Genomic DNA, 19450 nt, shown 5'->3' with positions numbered 1-19450 from the left:
AATTACTTAAATGTTGACCATATAGGGGCATGATCTGAGGGTTTTTCAATACCGCGCAGTTCGTAGTCAATACCAGTATCTATACAGCGTGCTGCAAGCTCATTAGTTGCAAGTACTACATCTATTCGAAGTCCTCGGTTATCTACAAACCCTTTTGAGCGATAGTCAAACCACGAATATTGATCGTCTGTTTCTGGGTTTTGTTCTCTAAAGGTGTCTTTAAAGCCCCAATTAAGTAATGTTGCAAGCCATTCACGCTCTACCGGTTGGAAAGAACATTTACCCGTTTTTAACCAACGCTTTGCATTAACTTCGCCAATACCAATATCTAAATCGGTGGGTGATATGTTGATATCGCCCATAACAATGACGTCTTGATCGGGGGTGTGGTTGGTTTCAAGGTGTGTCATCAAATCTTTATAAAATTGTCGTTTATAAGGAAATTTAGTTTCGTGATTAATATTTTCACCTTGTGGGAAATAGCCATTCATGACGGTAAGGTCGCGACCGTTATCTTGTTCAACAGTGACGCTTATCATGCGTTTTTGCGATTCCTCTGTATCGGTAGCAAAGCCTTTTAAGACCGATTTAGGCTCTTTTTTGCATAACATAGCTACGCCATAATGGGCTTTTTGGCCATGAAAGTAGACGTGATATCCCATTTTTTGTACATCTTCTAGTGGGAATGCTTCGTCATGAACTTTAATCTCTTGCAAACCAATAACGTCTGGTTGATGTTTGTCGATAATTGCTTGTAATTGGTGAAGACGAGCACGCAGACCATTGATATTGAAAGAAATCACTTTCATAAAATTTACCTTAAAATTGGATCTATTTAATGAATTAAATTGTATCAGTAAATACGCGTACATAACATGACTGAAATGAGAAAATAGCTGCACAAATGTTGATCAATTGGTGAGTAAAGTTTAAACATTGTAAATGCAGTATTAATTTTTTTAATAAATAAAAAATTCAATTGAACTTAACTTTATTGAATATATAATGCGCGAAATTCACTTGTTTAGCTCGTTCAAATAGGATCTCTCATGAAAACACAACTACTTTTAGCTTCTGCTTTATTAGCATCTGCAACTGCTTCAGCACAAAGCAATACTTACTTCAGTCAAGATAATAAAATTGAGTCTAAGTTATGTGTACTAAGCGCAAACGAAGGCTTTAGTGTTGCTCGTAAAGAAGCTGCTCAGCACGGTGTTTACTTATCTCGTTTTTCTAAAAGCATTTTATGTAATGGTGAAGATATTCGCGATATTGCTAAAAAAACGACATTAATCAACGCATCAGTTGAGAAAGTAGAAGTATTTGCAAAAGACGCTCAACAAGAAACTCAATTATGTATGACGGCTTTAAAACAAGGTTTAGCACCTGTTCGTCAAAAAATTGGTAACTTAAACTCATTAAAATGTAATGGTCAAAACGTTACTGAGTTTGTTAAACGCTACCAAAACGCAGCAATCTAATTATTAGCTGAACTATATAACTAAAATTGAGATACCTGGTTTTTTACCGGGTATTTTTTTGCAAAAATTACAAGGTTGTTTGCAAAGCTTGCAAGCTTAACTTGTTGAAACTGTTCAATAAATGCACCAACCAAGATTAAGTTATTGATTCTTATAAGTTAACTATTATTGGCATTGGATTTGTATTAGTTAAAGTGACATTTAATTAATTACGAAGGATACGTCTTATGAAAAAGTTAACATTAGCAGCCACTATTTTAGCATCATTAAGCCTAGCGGCTTGTTCATCTAATCAGGGTCTTGAAAGAATAGACAGTGACTTTGCAAGTTTAGATAATGACAGCGATGGCTACATCTCAAAAGTTGAAGCTGATGACGATAGCATTTGGGGCCATTTTTCAAATATTGATACCAATATGGATAACGAAATTAGCCGCAAAGAATTCAACACTTACATGAAGTTAAACAATGGTAAAGTAGCCACTGACTCTGAAGTAAGTGAGTCGGCATTTAAAGCTGAAATCGCTAAATTCGATAAAATTGAAAGCAGCTTTTCAAGCTTAGATAACGACAGTAATGGCTATATTTCGGTAGTTGAAGGTAACGATGATGATATTTCAAATCACTTTGGTTACATGGATAAAAACCAAGATAAGCGCATCAGTAAAAGCGAGTTTATGGGTTACATTAAAAAATACGGTAACGCAGTAGCTGAAGATGATGCATTAGAAGCCATTAAACACAGCTAATATTTGTTGTTTTAAAAAGTAAATTAGAAGCCAGTGATAATCACTGGCTTTTTTGTATTTAAAATCTAGTTATTTAGTAGATATATTTTCCTAGTTTGGTGTTGTTCTGTCATAATAGATGGCTGTGTATTTTTATTTGTTAAGAGTGTGTATGGCGGGTCGGCGAATTAGTGATGAACAACTAGTTGAGATCATTGAAGCAGCTATTTTTGTTGCAGATAAGCCTGTTAGTAAACGCCACCTTAAAGATACTGTATTAATAGATTTAGCTATTTCTATGGCGCGAATAAACGACGCAATAGATACAATACAAGAACATTTTCAAACTCGTGGTATTCGCTTAGTTGAAGTTGGTAGTGGGTATCGTTTTCAGGCATGTAGTAGTTTAAGCCCTTGGTTAAATAACTTGTGGCAAGAACGCGCACCAAAATACTCACGTGCTTTACTGGAAACATTATCACTTATTGCATATAGGCAGCCCATTACGCGCGGTGAAATTGAGCAAGTAAGGGGTGTTACTACGGGTTCGAATATTATTAAAACCCTACTCGAAAGAGATTGGGTTAAAGTGGTAGGGCATAAAGAGGTTCCGGGTAAGCCGGCTTTATATGCAACTACTAAACAATTTTTAGATTATTTTTCGTTAACTGGACTTGAAAACTTACCTGCGCTGCCAACAGAGCAGCAAAGTAAAATTAACCAGTTATTGAGCGATCCTTCTGTGAGAGAACCATCCGAATGAGTATTATACAAGGTGAAAAGTTACAAAAAGTCTTAGCCCGTGCAGGCGTAGGCTCACGCCGTGAAATGGAAAAATACATTGATGCAAACCGCGTTAGTGTAAACGGTAAAGTGGCAAAGTTAGGAGACCGTGTTGAAGAAACCGATTTGATTCGTGTTGACGGGCACACTGTAAAGATTGAAGAAAAAGCAGATAGAATCTGTCGTGTGATTATGTATAACAAACCCGAAGGTGAGTTAAGCACACGTAAAGATCCAGAAGGGCGTCGTACAGTATTTGACCGACTTCCTCGTATTGATGGTGAGCGTTGGATTGCGGTTGGCCGATTAGACGTTAATACTTCGGGTTTGATGCTCTTTACTAATGATGGTGAATTAGCTAACCGCTTGATGCACCCAAGCTATGAAGTAGAGCGTGAATACTCTGCGCGTGTATTTGGTGAAGTAACCAATGAAACGGTTAAAAACTTACTACGTGGTGTTGAGCTTGAAGATGGTCCAGCCAAATTCACGACTGTAACCCCTATGGGTGGCGAAGGCGTTAACCGCTGGTTTAACGTAACGTTAAATGAAGGACGTAACCGTGAAGTACGTCGTTTATGGCAGTCTCAAGATGCGGAAGTATCTCGTCTTATTCGTATTCGTTACGGTAAACTAGAGCTTGATAAGCGCGTGCCACAAGGTGGTTGGATGGAGTATGATTTAGAAACAGTAAACTACTTACGCAAAACCGTTAAATTAGGGCGCGAGACACAAACTAAGCTTTCTGTTATGCCTGAAAAACGCAAAGATAAACGCGCTAAAATCAACCAGATCCGCAAAGCAGTTAAAAAACACAATCAACGTGTTAAGCCTACCAAACGTAAATAATAAATTAGTTATTTATTGCACACAAAAAAGCCGCTAATTGCGGCTTTTTTAATGTGTGTTGTATAAATTTTTTAAACTCTAAATTACTTTTTTACTTGAGCATCTAACGATTCGCCATTCACTTCACTAGAATCATCGCTCATCAAGTATAAGTAGGTTGGCATTAAATCTTCTGGTGTAGCAAGCGCGTCTCTATCTTCTCCTGGGTATGCAGCAGCACGCATAGAAGTGCGAGTAGCGCCTGGATTAATACAGTTTATACGAATATTCGTTTTGCCTACTTCACATGCCCATGTTTGCATCATGCCTTCAACTGCAAATTTTGAGATGGCATATGGCCCCCAAAACTCACGGCCTTTGCGGCCTACACCTGATGACGTAAATACTATCGATGCATTATCAGACTTACGAAGAACAGGAAAAAGCGCTTTAGTGATCATCGCTTGCGCGGTCACGTTTACTTTCATTATGTTTTCGAACGTAGATGAGCAAAAATGTTCAAGTGGACCAAGTGACCCTAAAATACCTGCATTATTAAGCAAGCCATCAAGGCGGCCAAATTGATATTCAATTGTTGCAGCAAGGTCACGGTAGTTTTGTTTAGTTGCGCCTTTTAAGTCCATGGGCACAATTGCAGGTTTAGGGTAACCTGCATTAACAATTTCATCGTAAACACATTCAAGTTTATTAGTTGTTTTTCCTAATAAGATAACTGTAGCGCCGTATTTTGCATACGTAATTGCTGCTACTCGGCCAATACCATCACCGGCGCCTGTTATTAAAATAATTTTATCTTTAAGTGCGTTTTCAGCCGCTTGATATGTGTGCATAAAAGTACCCATTCATCTATTTTTTTTGATTTTAACATAGCGAAACGTGAAGTAATCGAATTTATTGTAAAATTAGGTGGCGAAAATAGAAACTTTACGTTAAGTTTAACTGGTCTAATGTCTCATTAATAACCTGATTACATTGTTTTAACTTAATACACTGATTAAACACACTATAAAAATAAAATATGTGCGGAGCCAACAATATGAAAAAAATGCTACTTTCACTCTCTGTTACAGCTGCCTTGGCAGGTTGTGGCGGCGGAGAAACGTTAGAAGATGTTAAGAACGACACAGCAACCGTTATTCCAACAGCAACGGTTACTTTTGACCCTGCTGCAGGTATCTTATCGGTACCTAATGATTTATTAATGAGTGGAACCCAAGACGGTACACTTAATATTCCTGGAGAATTAGATGACAACAATGTGTCTATTTCTCGAGCAGCTTATGCAGATCCTCAGCTTGCTCTAGGCGCACTTGACGGTTGGTCTTCTCAGGTTCCTTATAAAATCGATTTAACATTCCCACCAAATGTTAGCTTAGATGAAACGTCTGCTGGGACACCAGGTACAGTTCGCATTTTTGAAGTAGTAATGGGTGCAAGTTTAACTGACGCAGAATGTTCAGTTGTTGCTGCCGGTACAGCTTGTAAATTAGTCGGTGAGCTTACTTTTGGTGTTGATTTTGTTACTCAAGCTTCTGGTGATGCCGTTGCAATTATTCCTTTAAAACCATTTACGGCAGGTAGCTCATACATCAATGTACTAACTACTGGTCTTAAAGATTCATTAGGACGCTCTATCGAGCCTTCTTCTACTTATGGTCTGGTTAAGCAAGAAGCGCCATTAATTACAGAAGCCCAACTTGGTTTGCAGGGCGCTGTTAACAGTTACGAAAATGTAGTTGTAAGTTCAGGAAATATAACAAAAGAAGATATTATTTTTTCTAGCGCAATGACTATTCAGTCTGCGGGGCCAGTACTTGGGACAATTAAAAAATTGCTAGCTGCAAGTTTGCAACAGCCTGCGATGCCAACGCCTGCGCTTCAAGTTCCTGAACAACCTATGGTAAATGTGCAACAGGTATTTGCTTCTCAGGGTGTAGAAGTGTCTGCTGCTTTCTCTGGTGTGCAATATCAAAAAGGTAGCATTATGCTACCGATGTATCTAGGTACACCAACGGGTACTGATATTAGTGATTTAAGTGATACATATTGGCAAGGTATGTGTGATAACGCGGTGGCAATAATCGGTTACAAGGCCGTTGCTGGTGATGCATTTCCGACAGATCCTATTAGTGAAAATGATGGTTTATGTTCTGCATTAAGTGACGGGCAATTACGTGACTTAGGACTAGATAGCACACGTCATTTAACAAAATATAACTCCATTCCAAAAGTACAAAGCATGGCAAATGTGCCAGTGCAAGTTACTAAGCCTATTTTACCAATAATTAATGGTGTACGTGCGCAGTTACAATTAGATCCTATCGCAATGCCTGATAGCGGATGGCCAGTTGTTATTATGCAACACGGTATTACAACACAAAAAGAAAGTATGCTTGCTTTAACGGCGCAGCTTTCTATTCAAGGCTTTGCAACAGTTGCTATTGACCATCCAAGACATGGTGAGCGTGGAATAGATGTTGATGGTGATGGAACAGACGACTTTAATGCAACAACGGGTTCTGTGCTTAGTTACATGAACTTAAGTTCATTACTTGTTGCGCGTGATAGCTTACGTCAATCAGCGGCTGATTTATTAGGTTTACGTTTAGGTCTAAACTTTATTAATGATGCAACGATTAATGCGCAAGATGTAACTTACATTGGTCATTCATTGGGCTCTATTGTAGCCCCTGCATTTATTGCACAAGCTAATAACCCATTAGCGCCAACCGTTGACCCATTATTTAATGTAAACACAGTAGCACTTGCAAGTGGCGGCGGCGGTATAGCTAGCTTCTTACTAGAATCAGCTGCATTTGGTCCATTTATTCAAGGTTCAGTACTTTCACAAGCAGGTACAACAGAAGCTGATGAGTTTAACGCGTATTTACAAGTTGATGCAGTGTCTAACTGTGGTGCAGTATTACCAGATATGGAAGCATATTTAACTTGTGGTTATAACGAGTATGTAGCTTCGTTAACTACAGCTGGTGAAACAAGTAAGCTTACTAATATTCAAGGAGTGTTTACTCAATTTGCATTTGCGGCGCAAACAGCGCTAGATAGCGGCGATCCAACTAATTACGCAGCCACTGTAAAAGCATTAGGTACTCCTGTTTATACTAATGTTGTTGTGGGCGATGGTGTTGATAACAAGCCTGACCAAGTGATACCACCAATGGCAGCAAATAATCCTATTTCAGGCACAATTCCATTAGCTAACTTGATGGGTCTTGAAACAGTAAGTACTTCGCAAGCATTGAGTGAAACACCAACAAGCTACTTAGTTAAATTTACTAAAGGGCATCATGGTTCTATATTAACGCCAGCTCAAGATGATGCACAAGCTGCAACTGTTGAAGGCAGTGCTGCCGCTAATACAGAAATGCAGTTGCAAGTAGCTACTTACTTAGCTGCTCGCGGTCGAATGTTATTAGTTTCCAACCCTGAGGTTGTGACTGATTAATAGCCAATAAAATAATTAACCTTTAAAAGCCACTGAAAAGTGGCTTTTTTTTGCTTTAAAGCATGCTAAATTAGCTGAAATTTATAAATGGAGAAACCAGTTGGAATTTTTATACGAATACGGTTTGTTTTTTGCTAAAACAATTACTTTTGTTATCGCTATAGCAGTTATTCTAATGCTAATAGTTGGCGCTGCAGTTAAGCCTAAAGCCAAAAAAGGTGAAATACAAATTGACGACATATCAGAGCAATTAGTAGATCTTAAAGAAAGTTTTCTACAAAATACGCTGGGTAAAAAAGAGCTTAAAGCACACCAAAAACAGCTTAAATCGCAAAGTAAAAAAGCAGATAAAGATGAGCCTAAACCTCGTTTATATGTAATTGACTTTGTAGGTAGTATGGACGCTCACGAAGTAGAAAGCTTACGAGAAGAAATAACAGCCATTATCTCTATTGCTAACCCAAGTAAAGACAAAGTACTTATTCGTTTAGAAAGTGGCGGCGGAGTAGTGCATGGCTATGGACTTGCTGCATCTCAGCTACAGCGTATTAAAAATGCCGGTATTCCTTTGAGTGTTGCAATTGATAAAGTAGCAGCGAGCGGTGGTTACATGATGGCGTGTGTAGCCGATGAGATACTAGCAGCCCCTTTTGCCATAGTTGGATCTATTGGTGTGATAGCTCAAATACCAAACTTTAATAAAATATTAAAGAAAAATGATGTGGAATTTGAGCAAATAACTGCAGGTGAGTTTAAACGTACGCTTACTTTATTTGGTGAAAACACAGATAAGGCCCGTGAAAAATTTCGTGAAGAAATTGAACAAACACATGATTTATTTAAAACGTTTGTAAGCACTCAACGCCCAAGCTTAGATATAAACTTAGTTGCGACAGGCGAGCATTGGTTTGCAACTCAAGCGATTGATAAAGGTTTGGTAGATGTTATAAAGACAAGTGATGATGCATTACTGGAGCAGCAACATGAGCGCCAAATTTATAAGATTAAATACAAAATTAAAAAGGGATTAAGCGATAAGCTAGCTCTTGGCCTGAGTAGTGGTGTAAATAAAGTGGGAATAAACTTACTCTCTAAATTTAAATCCCTAAATCCTTAGATTAGAATTTTTTTACGATTCAGTTTAATTCTTTCTACTCGAAAAAAAACCTTGATGTATTGCATCAAGGTTTTTTTATAGCTGTATAAATGTAGCTTATGAGTCAATAGACTTATGATAATCTTCTAAGTCTTTAGCTGCATTAGGGTCGTTAAAGATGCTCTCATCAAGTTCACCTTCAGACTTGGCAACAACACAGGTAACCATACAATCGCCAGTTACATTAACTGCTGTACGTGTCATATCAAGTAATCTATCTACACCGATAATAATTGCAATCCCTTCTACAGGTAAGCCAACTTGGTTAAGTACCATCGCGAGCATTATTAAACCAACACCTGGTACGCCTGCTGTACCTACAGAGGCAAGTGTTGCTGTTAGTATAACCATTAGATAATCAGAAATTGTTAAATCTACACTAAACACTTGTGCAATGAATACGGTAGCCACACCTTGCATGATGGCAGTGCCATCCATGTTAATGGTAGCACCCAGTGGGATAGTAAATGAGGCAACCGAGTTATTAGCACCTAGTTTTTTAGTAGCAGTTTCAAGTGTAATAGGCATAGTTGCGCTTGAGCTCGAGGTACTAAATGCAAATAAGCATGTGTGCTTCATTTTTGCTAAGAAAATAAGCGGGTTTAAGCCCGTTAATATTTTTAAAAGCAATGTGTAGTTTACGAAAGCATGTAATAACAGTGCAAGCACTACAACACCAAAGTATTTGGCTAGGCTAACAATTAAGTTAAGCTCAATTGTTGTAAATAGTTTTGCCATTAAAAAGAACACGCCATAAGGTGCAATGTTCATTAACAGCGTAACTAGTTTTAAGATTACTGTGTTTAAATCTTCAAAAACACTTGCTACGCGTTTGCCTGTTTTACCACTTAATGCCATTGCTACACCAAATAATAGTGCAAACACTATAACTTGAAGCATATTACCCTTGGCCATGGCTTCAAATGGGTTAGTAGGAAACATATCTATAATTACACGTGCAAGGGTAGGCGCTTCTTTAGCATCATAAGTTGCATTAGATGGCAAGCTTATACCTTCACCAGGGCTAAATAATAAGGCAAGTGTAATAGCCACCGTTATAGCAATAGCCGTAGTTAATAAATATAAACCAATAGATTTACCACCTAGGCGGCCTAGTTTTTTAGGGTCACTTAAGCTACAGGTACCACAAACGAGCGATACAAAAACAAGAGGCACAACTAACATTTTTAAGCTGGCAATAAATATTTGGCCACCAACATGGAAAATACCATCAACAAAAAAGGCTTTAATTGGCAAAGAGAATAACCCAAGTGGTATTAGATAATCGTCTTCACCAGCTAATATAGCCTGAAATATAAAACCTACTGCAACCCCAAGCGCCATACCAATCATGATGCGAGTGGTTAAACTCATTGAACGGATTTTTGACATATTCCCTGATCTACATTTTATAAATTTGCCATAGACTACCAGCAAGGAAATATTTACTACAGAAAAAATTGGTATTTATTTAAAATTATTTTGCGCAAAAAAGTAATAAAAAACTGAGATTTTAGACTAAGTTATAGGTTAATATTAAGTGAAAATTAATTTTGATTATAATAACAACGCTAGGGAGAGGTTCATGCCTTTAATGCGACTGCTCGGCATTTCATTGCTAAGTTTTTTACTCACAGCCTGTGGTGGCGGTGGGTCACTTGAAAAAGACGGCTCTATTAGTGATGGTGATTCCACGACGGAAACATCAACCTATACAATAAGTTTGAAAGGTTATTTGAAAGCGAGTGATACTGAGTCGAATAGTGTTACTGCTGATGCTCCTTTAGAATTAAGAGCTAGTTTAGTTAATGAAGATGGTGATGCAGTGTCTGGCGAGCGTATTACATTCACGTTAGCGGATTCTATTGGTGAGCTAGACCCAGTAGCAGGTACCGCTCTTACTCAATCAGATGGCGTAGCGACTATTGAACTAATAGCAGGTTCAAGTGCAGGTGCAGGTGAAGTTACAGCCACTTTTACGATTGATAGTGTCAGTTACACGGATACATTTGCTTTTGAATCTGATGGTACCGCGTCAACAGAACCTCAGTTAAATATCACAGCTGTAAACAGTTCAGGTGAGAATACTCGTAATGTTGATTATTCAAACCCTCTTACTGTTCAAGTTGAGCTAGAGATTGATGGAGAGCCTGCTGCATTTAAGCTTGTTGAATTCGTACTCACTGGTTTAGGAACAATCAATCCAACTAACGGCACAGCACTAACAAATGCTCAAGGCATTGCAACAATAAGCCTTCTAGCTGGTACAGAAGTTGGTGCAGGTTCTATAGTTGCAACCTACACTGATAATGAAAACATTGTTTACAGCTCTGATGGTTATACATTTACTACCGAAGGTGATGCACCCGTTCAGGGTGAGTCGTTAGACTTTTCTATAGGATTGAGTCTTACATCTTCGACTTCATTGACCGAAATTAGTACCATTAGTGCAGCCGATAGTGGTGTGGTTAAAGCAACTGTTCTTGATGGTGATGGTATTAAAGTAGAGGGGGCCGTTGTTAATTTTTCTTCTACCCTAGGTAATCTTATCCCAAGCATTGGAACAGCATTAACAAACGAAAATGGTATAGCTTCACTTAATTTAACTTCAGGTACTGTCGAAGGTGCTGGTTTAATAACCGCACAGTATGAAGGTGTGGAGAAAACGTTGGGCTTTTACACCCGAGGCGATGCTGTAAACCCAGATCAAAGCACTGCGGATATCAATTTTAAAATTTTGCAAAACTGTCCGGTTGATTTTAAAACAACTAGAGATGCAAGTTTATGTGAAGAGGTAACAAGTATTTCAGGTGATTCTTCAGCTATTTTATTTATTGAAGTGACTAATGAAGACTCTACAACACCACTTACTCAAGCTTTAGTAACCGCTACTACTACTATTGGATCTATTACTCCTTCAACAGGCACTGCAATTACAGATGCAAATGGTATCGCACTACTCGATATTGTTCCTGGGCAAGATGTAGGGGCAGGTGAAATCACCGTGTCTGTACTTGATAGTAACTTGACTAAAGCGTTTCAGATTGCTGCGGTAGATATCGAAATTTCTATTTCGAGCTCTATTGCTGATGATGAGCTATTAGCGGCAGGGGCTACGGCTCTAATTTCTATTGAAATTTCTAAAGATGGTGAGTTATATACAACTCCATTAACGGTTGAATTCTCATCGGGCTGTGTAAGTTCGGGGCAGGCATCAATTGATGAAACAGTGACTAGTATTGGTGGATTTGCACGTTCTACATATCGCCCTTTAACTTGTGTGGGTGGTGATATTATTACAGCAACGGTTATTACTGGTGGAGATACCGTTTCTGCAAATACTACAATTAATGTATCACCTGCAAATATTGGTTTTTTACAGTTTATAGATGTTACAGAGCCTGTAATTGCATTAAAAGGTACTGGTGGTGCTGACCGTACTGAAATTTCAGAAGTGACTTTCAAACTTGTCGATTCAAACGGGAACGATTTAGCGTCAAGAACGGTTAACTTTGAACTTTCAACTGCTGTAGGTGGCATTACATTAGGCACTGCCAGCGCTATTACTAATGCCAGTGGCGAAGTGAAGACATCAGTACTATCGGGTTCGATTGCAACACCTGTACGTGTTATTGCATCAAGTGAAGAAGAGGTAGAAGGTAATACAGTTGTTGTAACAGCCCCTTCAGATATTCTTGTTGTTAGTACAGGTATAGCTGATCAAAATAGTTTTTCGCTATCGCGTTCTATTTTCAATCCCCATGCATTAAATGTTGATGGTAATACAGTAGCGGTTAACGCACGTTTAGCCGATCACTTTAATAATCCTGTTCCAGATGGTACGGCCGTTACTTTTATTACAGAAGGTGGAGTTATTGAGCCAAGTTGTACTACAACGAATGGAGCATGTAGCGTTACTTGGACAAGTAGCAACCCGCGTCCTTTTACTGATTCAATGTACGAAAATACAATTGCTCAAAAATGTGATGGTGGATTACCGTGCCCATTAGGTATTTTAAATAATGATCTTACAATAGATTTACCACTTGGTGGACGAGCAACCGTTCATGCATATGCTATTGGTGAAGAGACTTTTTCAGACTTAAATGGTAATGGTTACTTTGATAGCGAAGACTTCTTTGATGATTTATTTGATATCCCAGAAGCTTTTATTGATAACAATGAAGATGGTACTTTTGGCGGCAAAGATTGTAGTGATGGAACAGACCCATGTTCTCGTGACAATTCAACAGGTGATGAGTTTGAAGAGTTCGTAGATTTTGATGGTAATGGTTCTTGGACTACCCAAAACGGTTTATACAATGGTTTACTATGTCGTGAAGAAGACGAAACCGCAGGCCTATGTAGCCGTCAATTGGTTAATGTATTTCAAAACCAAGAGATTGTTATGTCGGGTGATGCGGCATTCTTTAGATTAGTAACCTATGCTGATGATTGCTCTGCTATTGCAGGCGTAACAGCATCTGAGGTGCATATAAACAGTGATCCAGCGAGCCCATTAGTACGTCGCTCACAAGCTGATCCAACAAGCCAACAGATGTGTCAAGTCAGTGAAATAGATTTAACCCAGACTCCAACAGGGACTAGTAGTGTCAGTCTGATTATGTATATTGCAGATATGTATAATAATCCTATGCCTGCAGGTACTGAGGTATCTATTAGTACTGATAACGGTGAAATTACTGGCGAAACTAGTTATGTATTTCCTAATACTACGAGCTTTGTTCCAGTAGGTGTTTCTTTTGGTATTAAACGGGAACCTTTGACAGGTGGTAACGATAGTCCATCGGGTAGCTTAAATATATCAGTTGAAGCTCCTTCAGGTTTAGTTTCACCATTTTCAGTTTCAGTAGTCGACGATTTATAATCGTTTAAAATAAAAAATGCCAACCTTTAGGTTGGCATTTTTGTTTCTGTTCTATATATTCCACATCAATTAATCTAAAAACACCTGTTTGTTTAATTTAACGACAAAAATTGTTCGTTTATTCAGTAAATACTGAAAAGTTTGTATTAAAAGCTTGTAACAACTAGTGTTTGTAGATATACCTATAAATATTCGCGCCGCTTATGTCGGCAAAACACATTTTTAATATTTGGTTAGAAATAGGCAACTATGGGCAAATCGCTAGTAATTGTAGAGTCACCTGCTAAGGCTAAAACAATTAATAAATATTTAGGTAATGACTTCATCGTAAAGTCCAGTATTGGGCATGTACGTGATTTACCTACTTCAGGTTCGAGCAAAGCTAAAGTGCCGGCAACTAAAACGCCAGCAGAAGTTCGCAAAATGGAACCTGAAGAGAAAGCAGCGTATAAAAAGCAACGAGATTATACTAACCTGGTCGCGCGTATGGGTATTGATCCTGAGCAAGGTTGGGAGCCGCATTATGAAATCCTGCCAGGTAAAGAGAAGGTTGTTCAAGAATTACAAAAGCTGGCTGAAAATGCAGATCAAATATACCTCGCAACGGATTTGGATAGAGAAGGGGAAGCAATTGCTTGGCACCTTCAAGAAATCATTGGCGGCGAACCTGAAAAGTATAAGCGCGTAGTTTTTAACGAGATTACCAAAAACGCAATACAGCAAGCTTTCGAAACACCTGGCGAGCTTAATACTGACATGGTTTACGCTCAGCAAACACGACGCTTTTTAGACCGTGTTGTAGGCTTTATGGTTTCTCCTTTGTTGTGGGCAAAAGTTGCACGTGGTCTATCTGCAGGACGAGTTCAGTCTGTTGCGGTACGCTTATTAGTTGAGCGTGAACGTGAAATTAAGGCATTTATCCCTGAAGAGTTTTGGGATATTCACGCTGATGTTAAGAATACTGAGTCTGAGTTACGCTTAGAAGTAACCAAACAAGCAGGAAAGGCATTTAAGCCTGTAAATGAAGCTCAGGCTAGCGCAGCTGTTAAAAGCCTTGAGAATGCAGAATACAAAGTAATTAGCGTTGAAGAAAAACCAAGTAAAAGTCGCCCAAGTGCGCCATTAATTACTTCAACCATGCAACAAGCGGCAAGTACACGCCTAGGTTATGGCGTTAAAAAGACTATGATGCTCGCTCAGCGTTTGTATGAAGGCGGTTATATTACTTATATGCGTACCGATTCAACCAATCTTTCAAAAGATGCGGTTGAAATGTGTCGTGAGTATGTAACGAACGAGTTTGGTGCTAAATATTTACCAAAAGATCCAATTAACTATAGCTCTAAAGGCAATGCACAAGAAGCGCATGAGGCAATTCGTCCTTCAAGCGTTACAGTGTTGTCTGGTCATATCGAAGGCGTAGATGCCGATGCTAAAAAGCTGTATGAGCTAATTTGGCGTCAGTTTGTAGCGTGTCAAATGGTACCTGCTGAATACGACTTAACAACACTGACTGTTGCAGCTAACGATTTCCAGCTCAAAGCAAAAGGCCGCGTGCTTCGCTTTGATGGTTGGACAAAAGTACAACCTGCGGTGCGTAAAAAGAACGAAGAAGATCAATCACTGCCAGCTGTTAAAGAAGGTGAAATACTTACTTTAATAGAACTTGATCCTAAGCAGCATTTTACTAAGCCGCCAGCTCGCTTTAGTGAAGCTAGTTTAGTAAAAGAGCTTGAAAAGCGTGGTATTGGTCGTCCATCTACTTATGCGTCGATTATATCAACAATTCAAGATCGTGGTTATGTACGTGTAGAAAATCGCCGTTTCTTTGCTGAAAAAATGGGTGAAATTGTTACTGACCGCTTAGTTGAAAACTTCACTGATTTAATGAACTTTGATTTTACAGCTAAAATGGAAGGTCGTTTAGATGACATTGCTGAAGGCGAGCGTGTATGGACTCAGGTTTTAGATAAGTTTTATGCTGATTTTTCAACGCAACTAACTGTCGCTAAAGACGAGCCAGAGAATGGTGGCATGCGTCTTAATGAGATGGTTGAAACCGATATAGAATGTCCTACATGTAGCCGCAAAATGGGCATACGTACGGCTTCAACCGGTGTTTTCTTAGGGTGTACTGGTTACAGCCTTCCGCCAAAAGAGCGTTGTACTACAACAATGAACTTAGTGTCTGGCGATGAAGCGGTTGCTGCTGATGTCGAAGACGTAGAAACCGAAAAATTAATGCAGATGAAGCGTTGTCCTATTTGTGAAACTGCAATGGACTCATACCTAATTGACGAAACCCGTAAACTACATGTGTGTGGTAATAACCCAGCATGTAAAGGGCATATAGTTGAAGAAGGTACCTTTAAAATTAAAGGCTACGACGGACCAATTATCGAATGTGATAAGTGCGGTTCTGACATGGAGCTTAAATCGGGTCGCTTTGGTAAGTACTTTGGTTGCAATAACGACGAGTGTAAGAACACACGTAAGTTACTTAAAAATGGTGAGGCTGCTCCACCAAAAGAAGATCCTGTTCACATTACTGAATTAGAGTGTGAGAAGTCAGATGCGTATTTTGTTTTACGTGATGGCGCTGCGGGTATATTTTTAGCCGCAAATACTTTTCCTAAGTCACGTGAAACACGTGCACCTAAGGTTGAAGAACTAAAACGCTTTAGAGACCGCATTTCGCCTAAGTTTTATTATTTAGCAGATGCACCAGCTAAAGATCCTGATGGTAATCTTGCTGTTGTACGCTATAGCCGTAAAAATAAATCTCAGTATGTTATGACTGAAGTTGACGGTAAAGCTACCGGCTGGACTGCTCATTATGAGGCAGGTAAATGGACAGAAGAAGCGAAGAAAAAAGCAGCGCCTAAAAAGAAAGCAGCTGCAAAAAAGGCACCAGCTAAAGCTAAGCCTAAAGCGAAAGCTAAAAAAGAAGATGAATAAGCTCGTTATTGCTTATTCATAGCTTTTGTAGATTTAAAAAGTCATAAAAAAACCGGAATGCACAGCTTGTGTCTATTCCGGTTTTTTTGTGCCTAGTTGAATGCTTTCGCAACGGCTTTATTAGCAGTACATTCACCTAAGCGTGTTACCAATTTGATTAAAAACATGGTCATTTTAGCGTATTAAATAACTCAGTTACTGCGTTAAACACTATTCATATATGACTGCGTAGATGCAGAAAGTAGGCATTGCAGGGAGCAGCTGCCGAGAACAAATATATGTCATGCTTTTTCGCTTAGCTATTGAGCTATATTCTTATAGCTTTAACAGATCACTAATTAAATGTAATTGGTATAATTAAATCTTAACAGAAGATACTTTTTTATAGCCTTCAGATTCAAGCTCATCATTTACGCATTTTAATACGTAGGCATTTAGCTCTTCATTGCTTACGTCATCATCTTTAGCCCAGTTAACACACATTTCTGTGTATTCTTTTATCATTTCGGCTGAAGCTGTTGGCGCATCGTCTGCAACCGCGTAAGTCGCAGATACTGCAAATAGTGGTGCTACGATTAATGCTAGCAATGCTTTTTTCATTCGTTTATTCCTAAAAAAATGGTGTGATGACTGATTTATCCAGTTTAAAGTTAGGTATAAATCAGTAGTGCCCAATTCAGAACAACTCTGTTGGTATGCTGATTTTTAATCGAAATTGAAATAAAAGATAACGAAATTTTTTTATCGTGAGGATGAGTAATTTACTTGTCAGTTTTTTAACTTTAGTAAGTACAGCATTATCAGCTGGAGTAATATATTTAGTAGCTAAGAAAACTTGATTCTGCGCTTTATATTAATAACCTTTAGATTGTTTTAGGAAAAGTGATTTTTTAGGTTCAAAAATGAAATGGATAAGCGCCATTGTATATTTCTGCTATGAGGATATTTTAAGTTTGTAATATCAGCCGTATTATTTGCTTTAACTGAATGTCTAAATGTTGAAACTAAAAGTCACTAGAATGCGTTAAATACAAAAAAGCCCAAGTGAATAGCTTGGGCTTTTTCGTGTGTAACGCGCTTACGTATACACTAAACGTAACTTTTGAGTCATTAACACTGAGCGTAAAAACATGCGTAAGGCTCAAGTATTGTGGTGCCTCGGTCTAACTTTGCGCTGTGGTGGCTAAGCTCGGTGTATTCTTTAACGATTGATGTTGGCATATCAATACTTGTTTGCTTAGCGCTGAGATTGAACATACAAAGCATTCTTTGCTTTCCAAGCGTTCTATAAAAAGCAAGCACAGGCTCTGGCGTTTCTATAAATTCAATATCACCTTCAAGTAAAACTGTTTGGCTTTTTCGCCATGCCATAAACTCACGGTAGGCATTTAAAATTGAGTTGTTATCATCTGTTTGTATAGCTACTGATTGCTGCTTATGTGCATTATCAACGGGTAGCCAAGGTTTTACTTCACTAAAACCTGCATGAGATGAATCAGCTAGATCCCAAGGCATTGGTGTTCTACAGCCATCACGTCCTTTAAAGTTAGGCCAAAACGTAATGCCGTAAGGGTCTTGTAAATCTTCAAAGGCAACACTTGCTTCACCTAAACCAAGCTCTTCACCTTGGTACATACATACGCTGCCACGAAGGGAAGCAAGTAGGGCGGTTAGCATTTTACATTGCTGAGGGTTTATTTCGCCATTTTCGCTCCAGCGACTCGCTACGCGCTCTACATCATGGTTGCTAAATGCCCAACACGGCCAACCCTCAGTCATACGTTGTTCAAGAGTTTGAACCGTGGTTCTAATATATTCACTTGAATAATCATTTGTTAAGAGCTCAAAGCTATATCCCATGTGCAGCTTATCGCCACCTTGGGTGTACTGCGCCATTGTCGCTAATGAATCCTCTGATGAGATTTCGCCAAGCGATACAGTACCTGGGTATTTATTAAGTAATGTGCGAATGTCTTGCATAAACTCAATATTTTCTGGTTGAGTGTTGTTGTAGTAATGATACTGAAATGCGTATGGGTTATCCTCACTAAAACCACGACCCTGGCGCTTATCTTTTGGTTTAGCTGGGTTATCGCGAAGTTGTGCATCGTGATAGCAAAAGTTAATAGCATCTAATCTAAAGCCATCTACGCCTTTTTTAAGCCAAAACTCTACGTTATCAAGTACAGCTTGTCTTACGTCAGGGTTATGAAAGTTTAAATCGGGTTGCTCGGTTAAGAAGTTATGCAAATAATATTGCCCACGGCGAGGTTCCCACTGCCACGCGCCACCACCAAAAATAGACAGCCAATTATTAGGTGCTGTGCCGTCATCTTTAGCTTCAGCCCAAACATACCAATCCGCTTTATCGTTATTTTGATTTTCGCGGCTATCTGTAAACCATTGGTGTTGATCTGATGTATGGCTTAGTACTTGGTCAATTATAATTTTGATATTGCGATCATGGGCTTGGCTAATAAGTTCATCAAAATCGTTTAAATCACCAAAAAGCGGGTCAATGTCACGGTAGTCACTAATATCGTAGCCAAAGTCTTTCATTGGCGATTTGAAAAAAGGTGAAATCCAAATTGCATCAACGCCTAAGCTTTTAATGTAATCAATACGATTAATAATCCCTTTTAAATCACCAATACCATCGTTGTTGCTATCTTGAAAGCTACGCGGATAAACTTGATAAATAACCGCACCTTTATACCACTGCTTTTGGGTCATGCTTTTCTCCGTCATTCCACACAGTATTTAGACTATTCTTTATTGTGATTACGATTAATCACGTTATTTGCAAAAAGCATACGTGAAGCCTTTAATCCTGTAAAAAGTCTGCATACGTATGCACTAAAAATAATGCAATAAATTTATTAAAAATAAGTGCTTAGAACAGCTTTAGTAGCGTTCATTTTGCGTATCTACTGTTTACCAATTACGTCAGTCATTGATTTATTAGTTAAATTGAATCTAACAGATTGTACTGTAAGGGAAATATATCCCAGGCTCCCTATGAAATGGTCTGACCAATTTAACGTTTAGTAAATGTGGAATAATTTAAACGTTATATGACAGCGATAATTAATTTCACCTTGTTTACATTTAAGTAAAAGTGCCATTAAGTTTCAATAGAAT

General features: G+C 38.6%; 13 protein-coding genes. 8 read left to right on the top strand and 5 right to left on the bottom strand.

Annotated features, from left to right (window positions below; genetic code table 11):
- Positions 1 to 2: 2 nt before the first annotated feature.
- Entirely contained in the window at positions 3 to 809 is an 807-nt protein-coding gene (gene xthA / locus H5089_RS01830; protein ID WP_182711334.1) for an exodeoxyribonuclease III, read from the bottom strand.
- Positions 810 to 1049: 240 nt separating this feature from the next.
- On the opposite strand from xthA, the gene H5089_RS01825 reads away from it, so the two are divergent.
- The 4 genes from H5089_RS01825 to rluB all read left to right on the top strand — a co-directional run bounded on the left by H5089_RS01825 (position 1050) and on the right by rluB (position 3841).
- On the top strand, positions 1050 to 1481 hold the full coding sequence (locus H5089_RS01825) for an exonuclease III (RefSeq protein ID WP_182711333.1): 432 nt from the start codon (positions 1050 to 1052) through the stop codon (positions 1479 to 1481).
- Positions 1482 to 1708: 227 nt separating this feature from the next.
- Positions 1709 to 2230, top strand: coding sequence for an EF-hand domain-containing protein (locus H5089_RS01820; protein WP_002959711.1), 522 nt, complete (start codon positions 1709 to 1711; stop codon positions 2228 to 2230).
- 151 nt (positions 2231 to 2381) lie between these two features.
- Positions 2382 to 2972, top strand: coding sequence for an SMC-Scp complex subunit ScpB (gene scpB, locus H5089_RS01815; protein ID WP_182672229.1), 591 nt, complete (start codon positions 2382 to 2384; stop codon positions 2970 to 2972).
- On the top strand, positions 2969 to 3841 hold the full coding sequence (gene rluB, locus H5089_RS01810) for a 23S rRNA pseudouridine(2605) synthase RluB (protein ID WP_024595359.1): 873 nt from the start codon (positions 2969 to 2971) through the stop codon (positions 3839 to 3841). The genes scpB and rluB overlap by 4 nt, the downstream gene beginning before the upstream one ends.
- Positions 3842 to 3924: 83 nt before the next feature.
- Here the strand turns inward: rluB and H5089_RS01805 are convergent, their stop codons facing one another.
- Positions 3925 to 4671, bottom strand: a complete 747-nt coding sequence (locus H5089_RS01805) for a YciK family oxidoreductase (RefSeq protein ID WP_182711332.1) — start codon at positions 4669 to 4671, stop codon at positions 3925 to 3927.
- A 206-nt stretch (positions 4672 to 4877) separates the two neighbouring features.
- Between H5089_RS01805 and H5089_RS01800 the strand changes: the two genes are divergently transcribed.
- Positions 4878 to 7307, top strand: a complete 2430-nt coding sequence (locus H5089_RS01800) for a VolA/Pla-1 family phospholipase (protein ID WP_182711331.1) — start codon at positions 4878 to 4880, stop codon at positions 7305 to 7307.
- 100 nt (positions 7308 to 7407) lie between these two features.
- Positions 7408 to 8424 (top strand): protease SohB, encoded by a 1017-nt coding sequence (gene sohB / locus H5089_RS01795; RefSeq protein WP_182681383.1) that lies wholly within the window; start codon positions 7408 to 7410, stop codon positions 8422 to 8424.
- 96 nt (positions 8425 to 8520) lie between these two features.
- Here sohB and H5089_RS01790 read toward each other — a convergent pair whose 3' ends face one another.
- A complete protein-coding gene (locus H5089_RS01790) occupies positions 8521 to 9855 on the bottom strand; it encodes a dicarboxylate/amino acid:cation symporter (RefSeq protein ID WP_024606768.1) in 1335 nt (444 codons plus the stop codon).
- A 193-nt stretch (positions 9856 to 10048) separates the two neighbouring features.
- Between H5089_RS01790 and H5089_RS01785 the strand changes: the two genes are divergently transcribed.
- Together H5089_RS01785 and topA are read left to right on the top strand one after the other, a co-directional pair.
- Positions 10049 to 13351: an Ig-like domain-containing protein gene (locus H5089_RS01785; protein ID WP_182711330.1), complete on the top strand. Its 3303-nt coding sequence runs from the start codon at positions 10049 to 10051 to the stop codon at positions 13349 to 13351.
- A 249-nt stretch (positions 13352 to 13600) separates the two neighbouring features.
- Positions 13601 to 16309: a type I DNA topoisomerase gene (topA, locus tag H5089_RS01780; RefSeq protein WP_149602799.1), complete on the top strand. Its 2709-nt coding sequence runs from the start codon at positions 13601 to 13603 to the stop codon at positions 16307 to 16309.
- Positions 16310 to 16666: 357 nt separating this feature from the next.
- Here the strand turns inward: topA and H5089_RS01775 are convergent, their stop codons facing one another.
- The gene (locus tag H5089_RS01775; protein WP_002959734.1) at positions 16667 to 16909 is read right to left on the bottom strand and encodes a hypothetical protein; all 243 of its coding nucleotides are present in this window, start codon (positions 16907 to 16909) and stop codon (positions 16667 to 16669) included.
- A gap of 510 nt (positions 16910 to 17419) precedes the next feature.
- A complete protein-coding gene (locus tag H5089_RS01770) occupies positions 17420 to 19042 on the bottom strand; it encodes an alpha-glucosidase family protein (protein WP_182711329.1) in 1623 nt (540 codons plus the stop codon).
- Positions 19043 to 19450: the final 408 nt, after the last annotated feature.

Origin of the sequence: Pseudoalteromonas sp. SR45-1, assembly GCF_014163655.1 — a bacterium.
In the GTDB taxonomy this organism is placed as follows: Bacteria; Pseudomonadota; Gammaproteobacteria; order Enterobacterales; family Alteromonadaceae; genus Pseudoalteromonas; species Pseudoalteromonas distincta.
The sequence above is the reverse complement of the archived record's forward strand: the minus strand, read 5'-3'. Positions and strand labels throughout refer to the sequence as shown.

Bases quoted from the DNA above. Each gene is read 5' to 3' on its own strand.
- xthA (WP_182711334.1), bottom strand. From the start codon at position 809: ATGAAAGTGATTTCTTTCAATATCAATGGTCTGCGTGCTCGTCTTCAC.
- H5089_RS01825 (WP_182711333.1), top strand. From the start codon at position 1,050: ATGAAAACACAACTACTTTTAGCTTCTGCTTTATTAGCATCTGCAACT.
- H5089_RS01820 (WP_002959711.1), top strand. From the start codon at position 1,709: ATGAAAAAGTTAACATTAGCAGCCACTATTTTAGCATCATTAAGCCTA.
- scpB (WP_182672229.1), top strand. From the start codon at position 2,382: ATGGCGGGTCGGCGAATTAGTGATGAACAACTAGTTGAGATCATTGAA.
- rluB (WP_024595359.1), top strand. From the start codon at position 2,969: ATGAGTATTATACAAGGTGAAAAGTTACAAAAAGTCTTAGCCCGTGCA.
- H5089_RS01805 (WP_182711332.1), bottom strand. From the start codon at position 4,671: ATGCACACATATCAAGCGGCTGAAAACGCACTTAAAGATAAAATTATT.
- H5089_RS01800 (WP_182711331.1), top strand. From the start codon at position 4,878: ATGAAAAAAATGCTACTTTCACTCTCTGTTACAGCTGCCTTGGCAGGT.
- H5089_RS01790 (WP_024606768.1), bottom strand. From the start codon at position 9,855: ATGTCAAAAATCCGTTCAATGAGTTTAACCACTCGCATCATGATTGGT.
- H5089_RS01785 (WP_182711330.1), top strand. From the start codon at position 10,049: ATGCCTTTAATGCGACTGCTCGGCATTTCATTGCTAAGTTTTTTACTC.
- topA (WP_149602799.1), top strand. From the start codon at position 13,601: ATGGGCAAATCGCTAGTAATTGTAGAGTCACCTGCTAAGGCTAAAACA.
- H5089_RS01775 (WP_002959734.1), bottom strand. From the start codon at position 16,909: ATGAAAAAAGCATTGCTAGCATTAATCGTAGCACCACTATTTGCAGTA.
- H5089_RS01770 (WP_182711329.1), bottom strand. From the start codon at position 19,042: ATGACCCAAAAGCAGTGGTATAAAGGTGCGGTTATTTATCAAGTTTAT.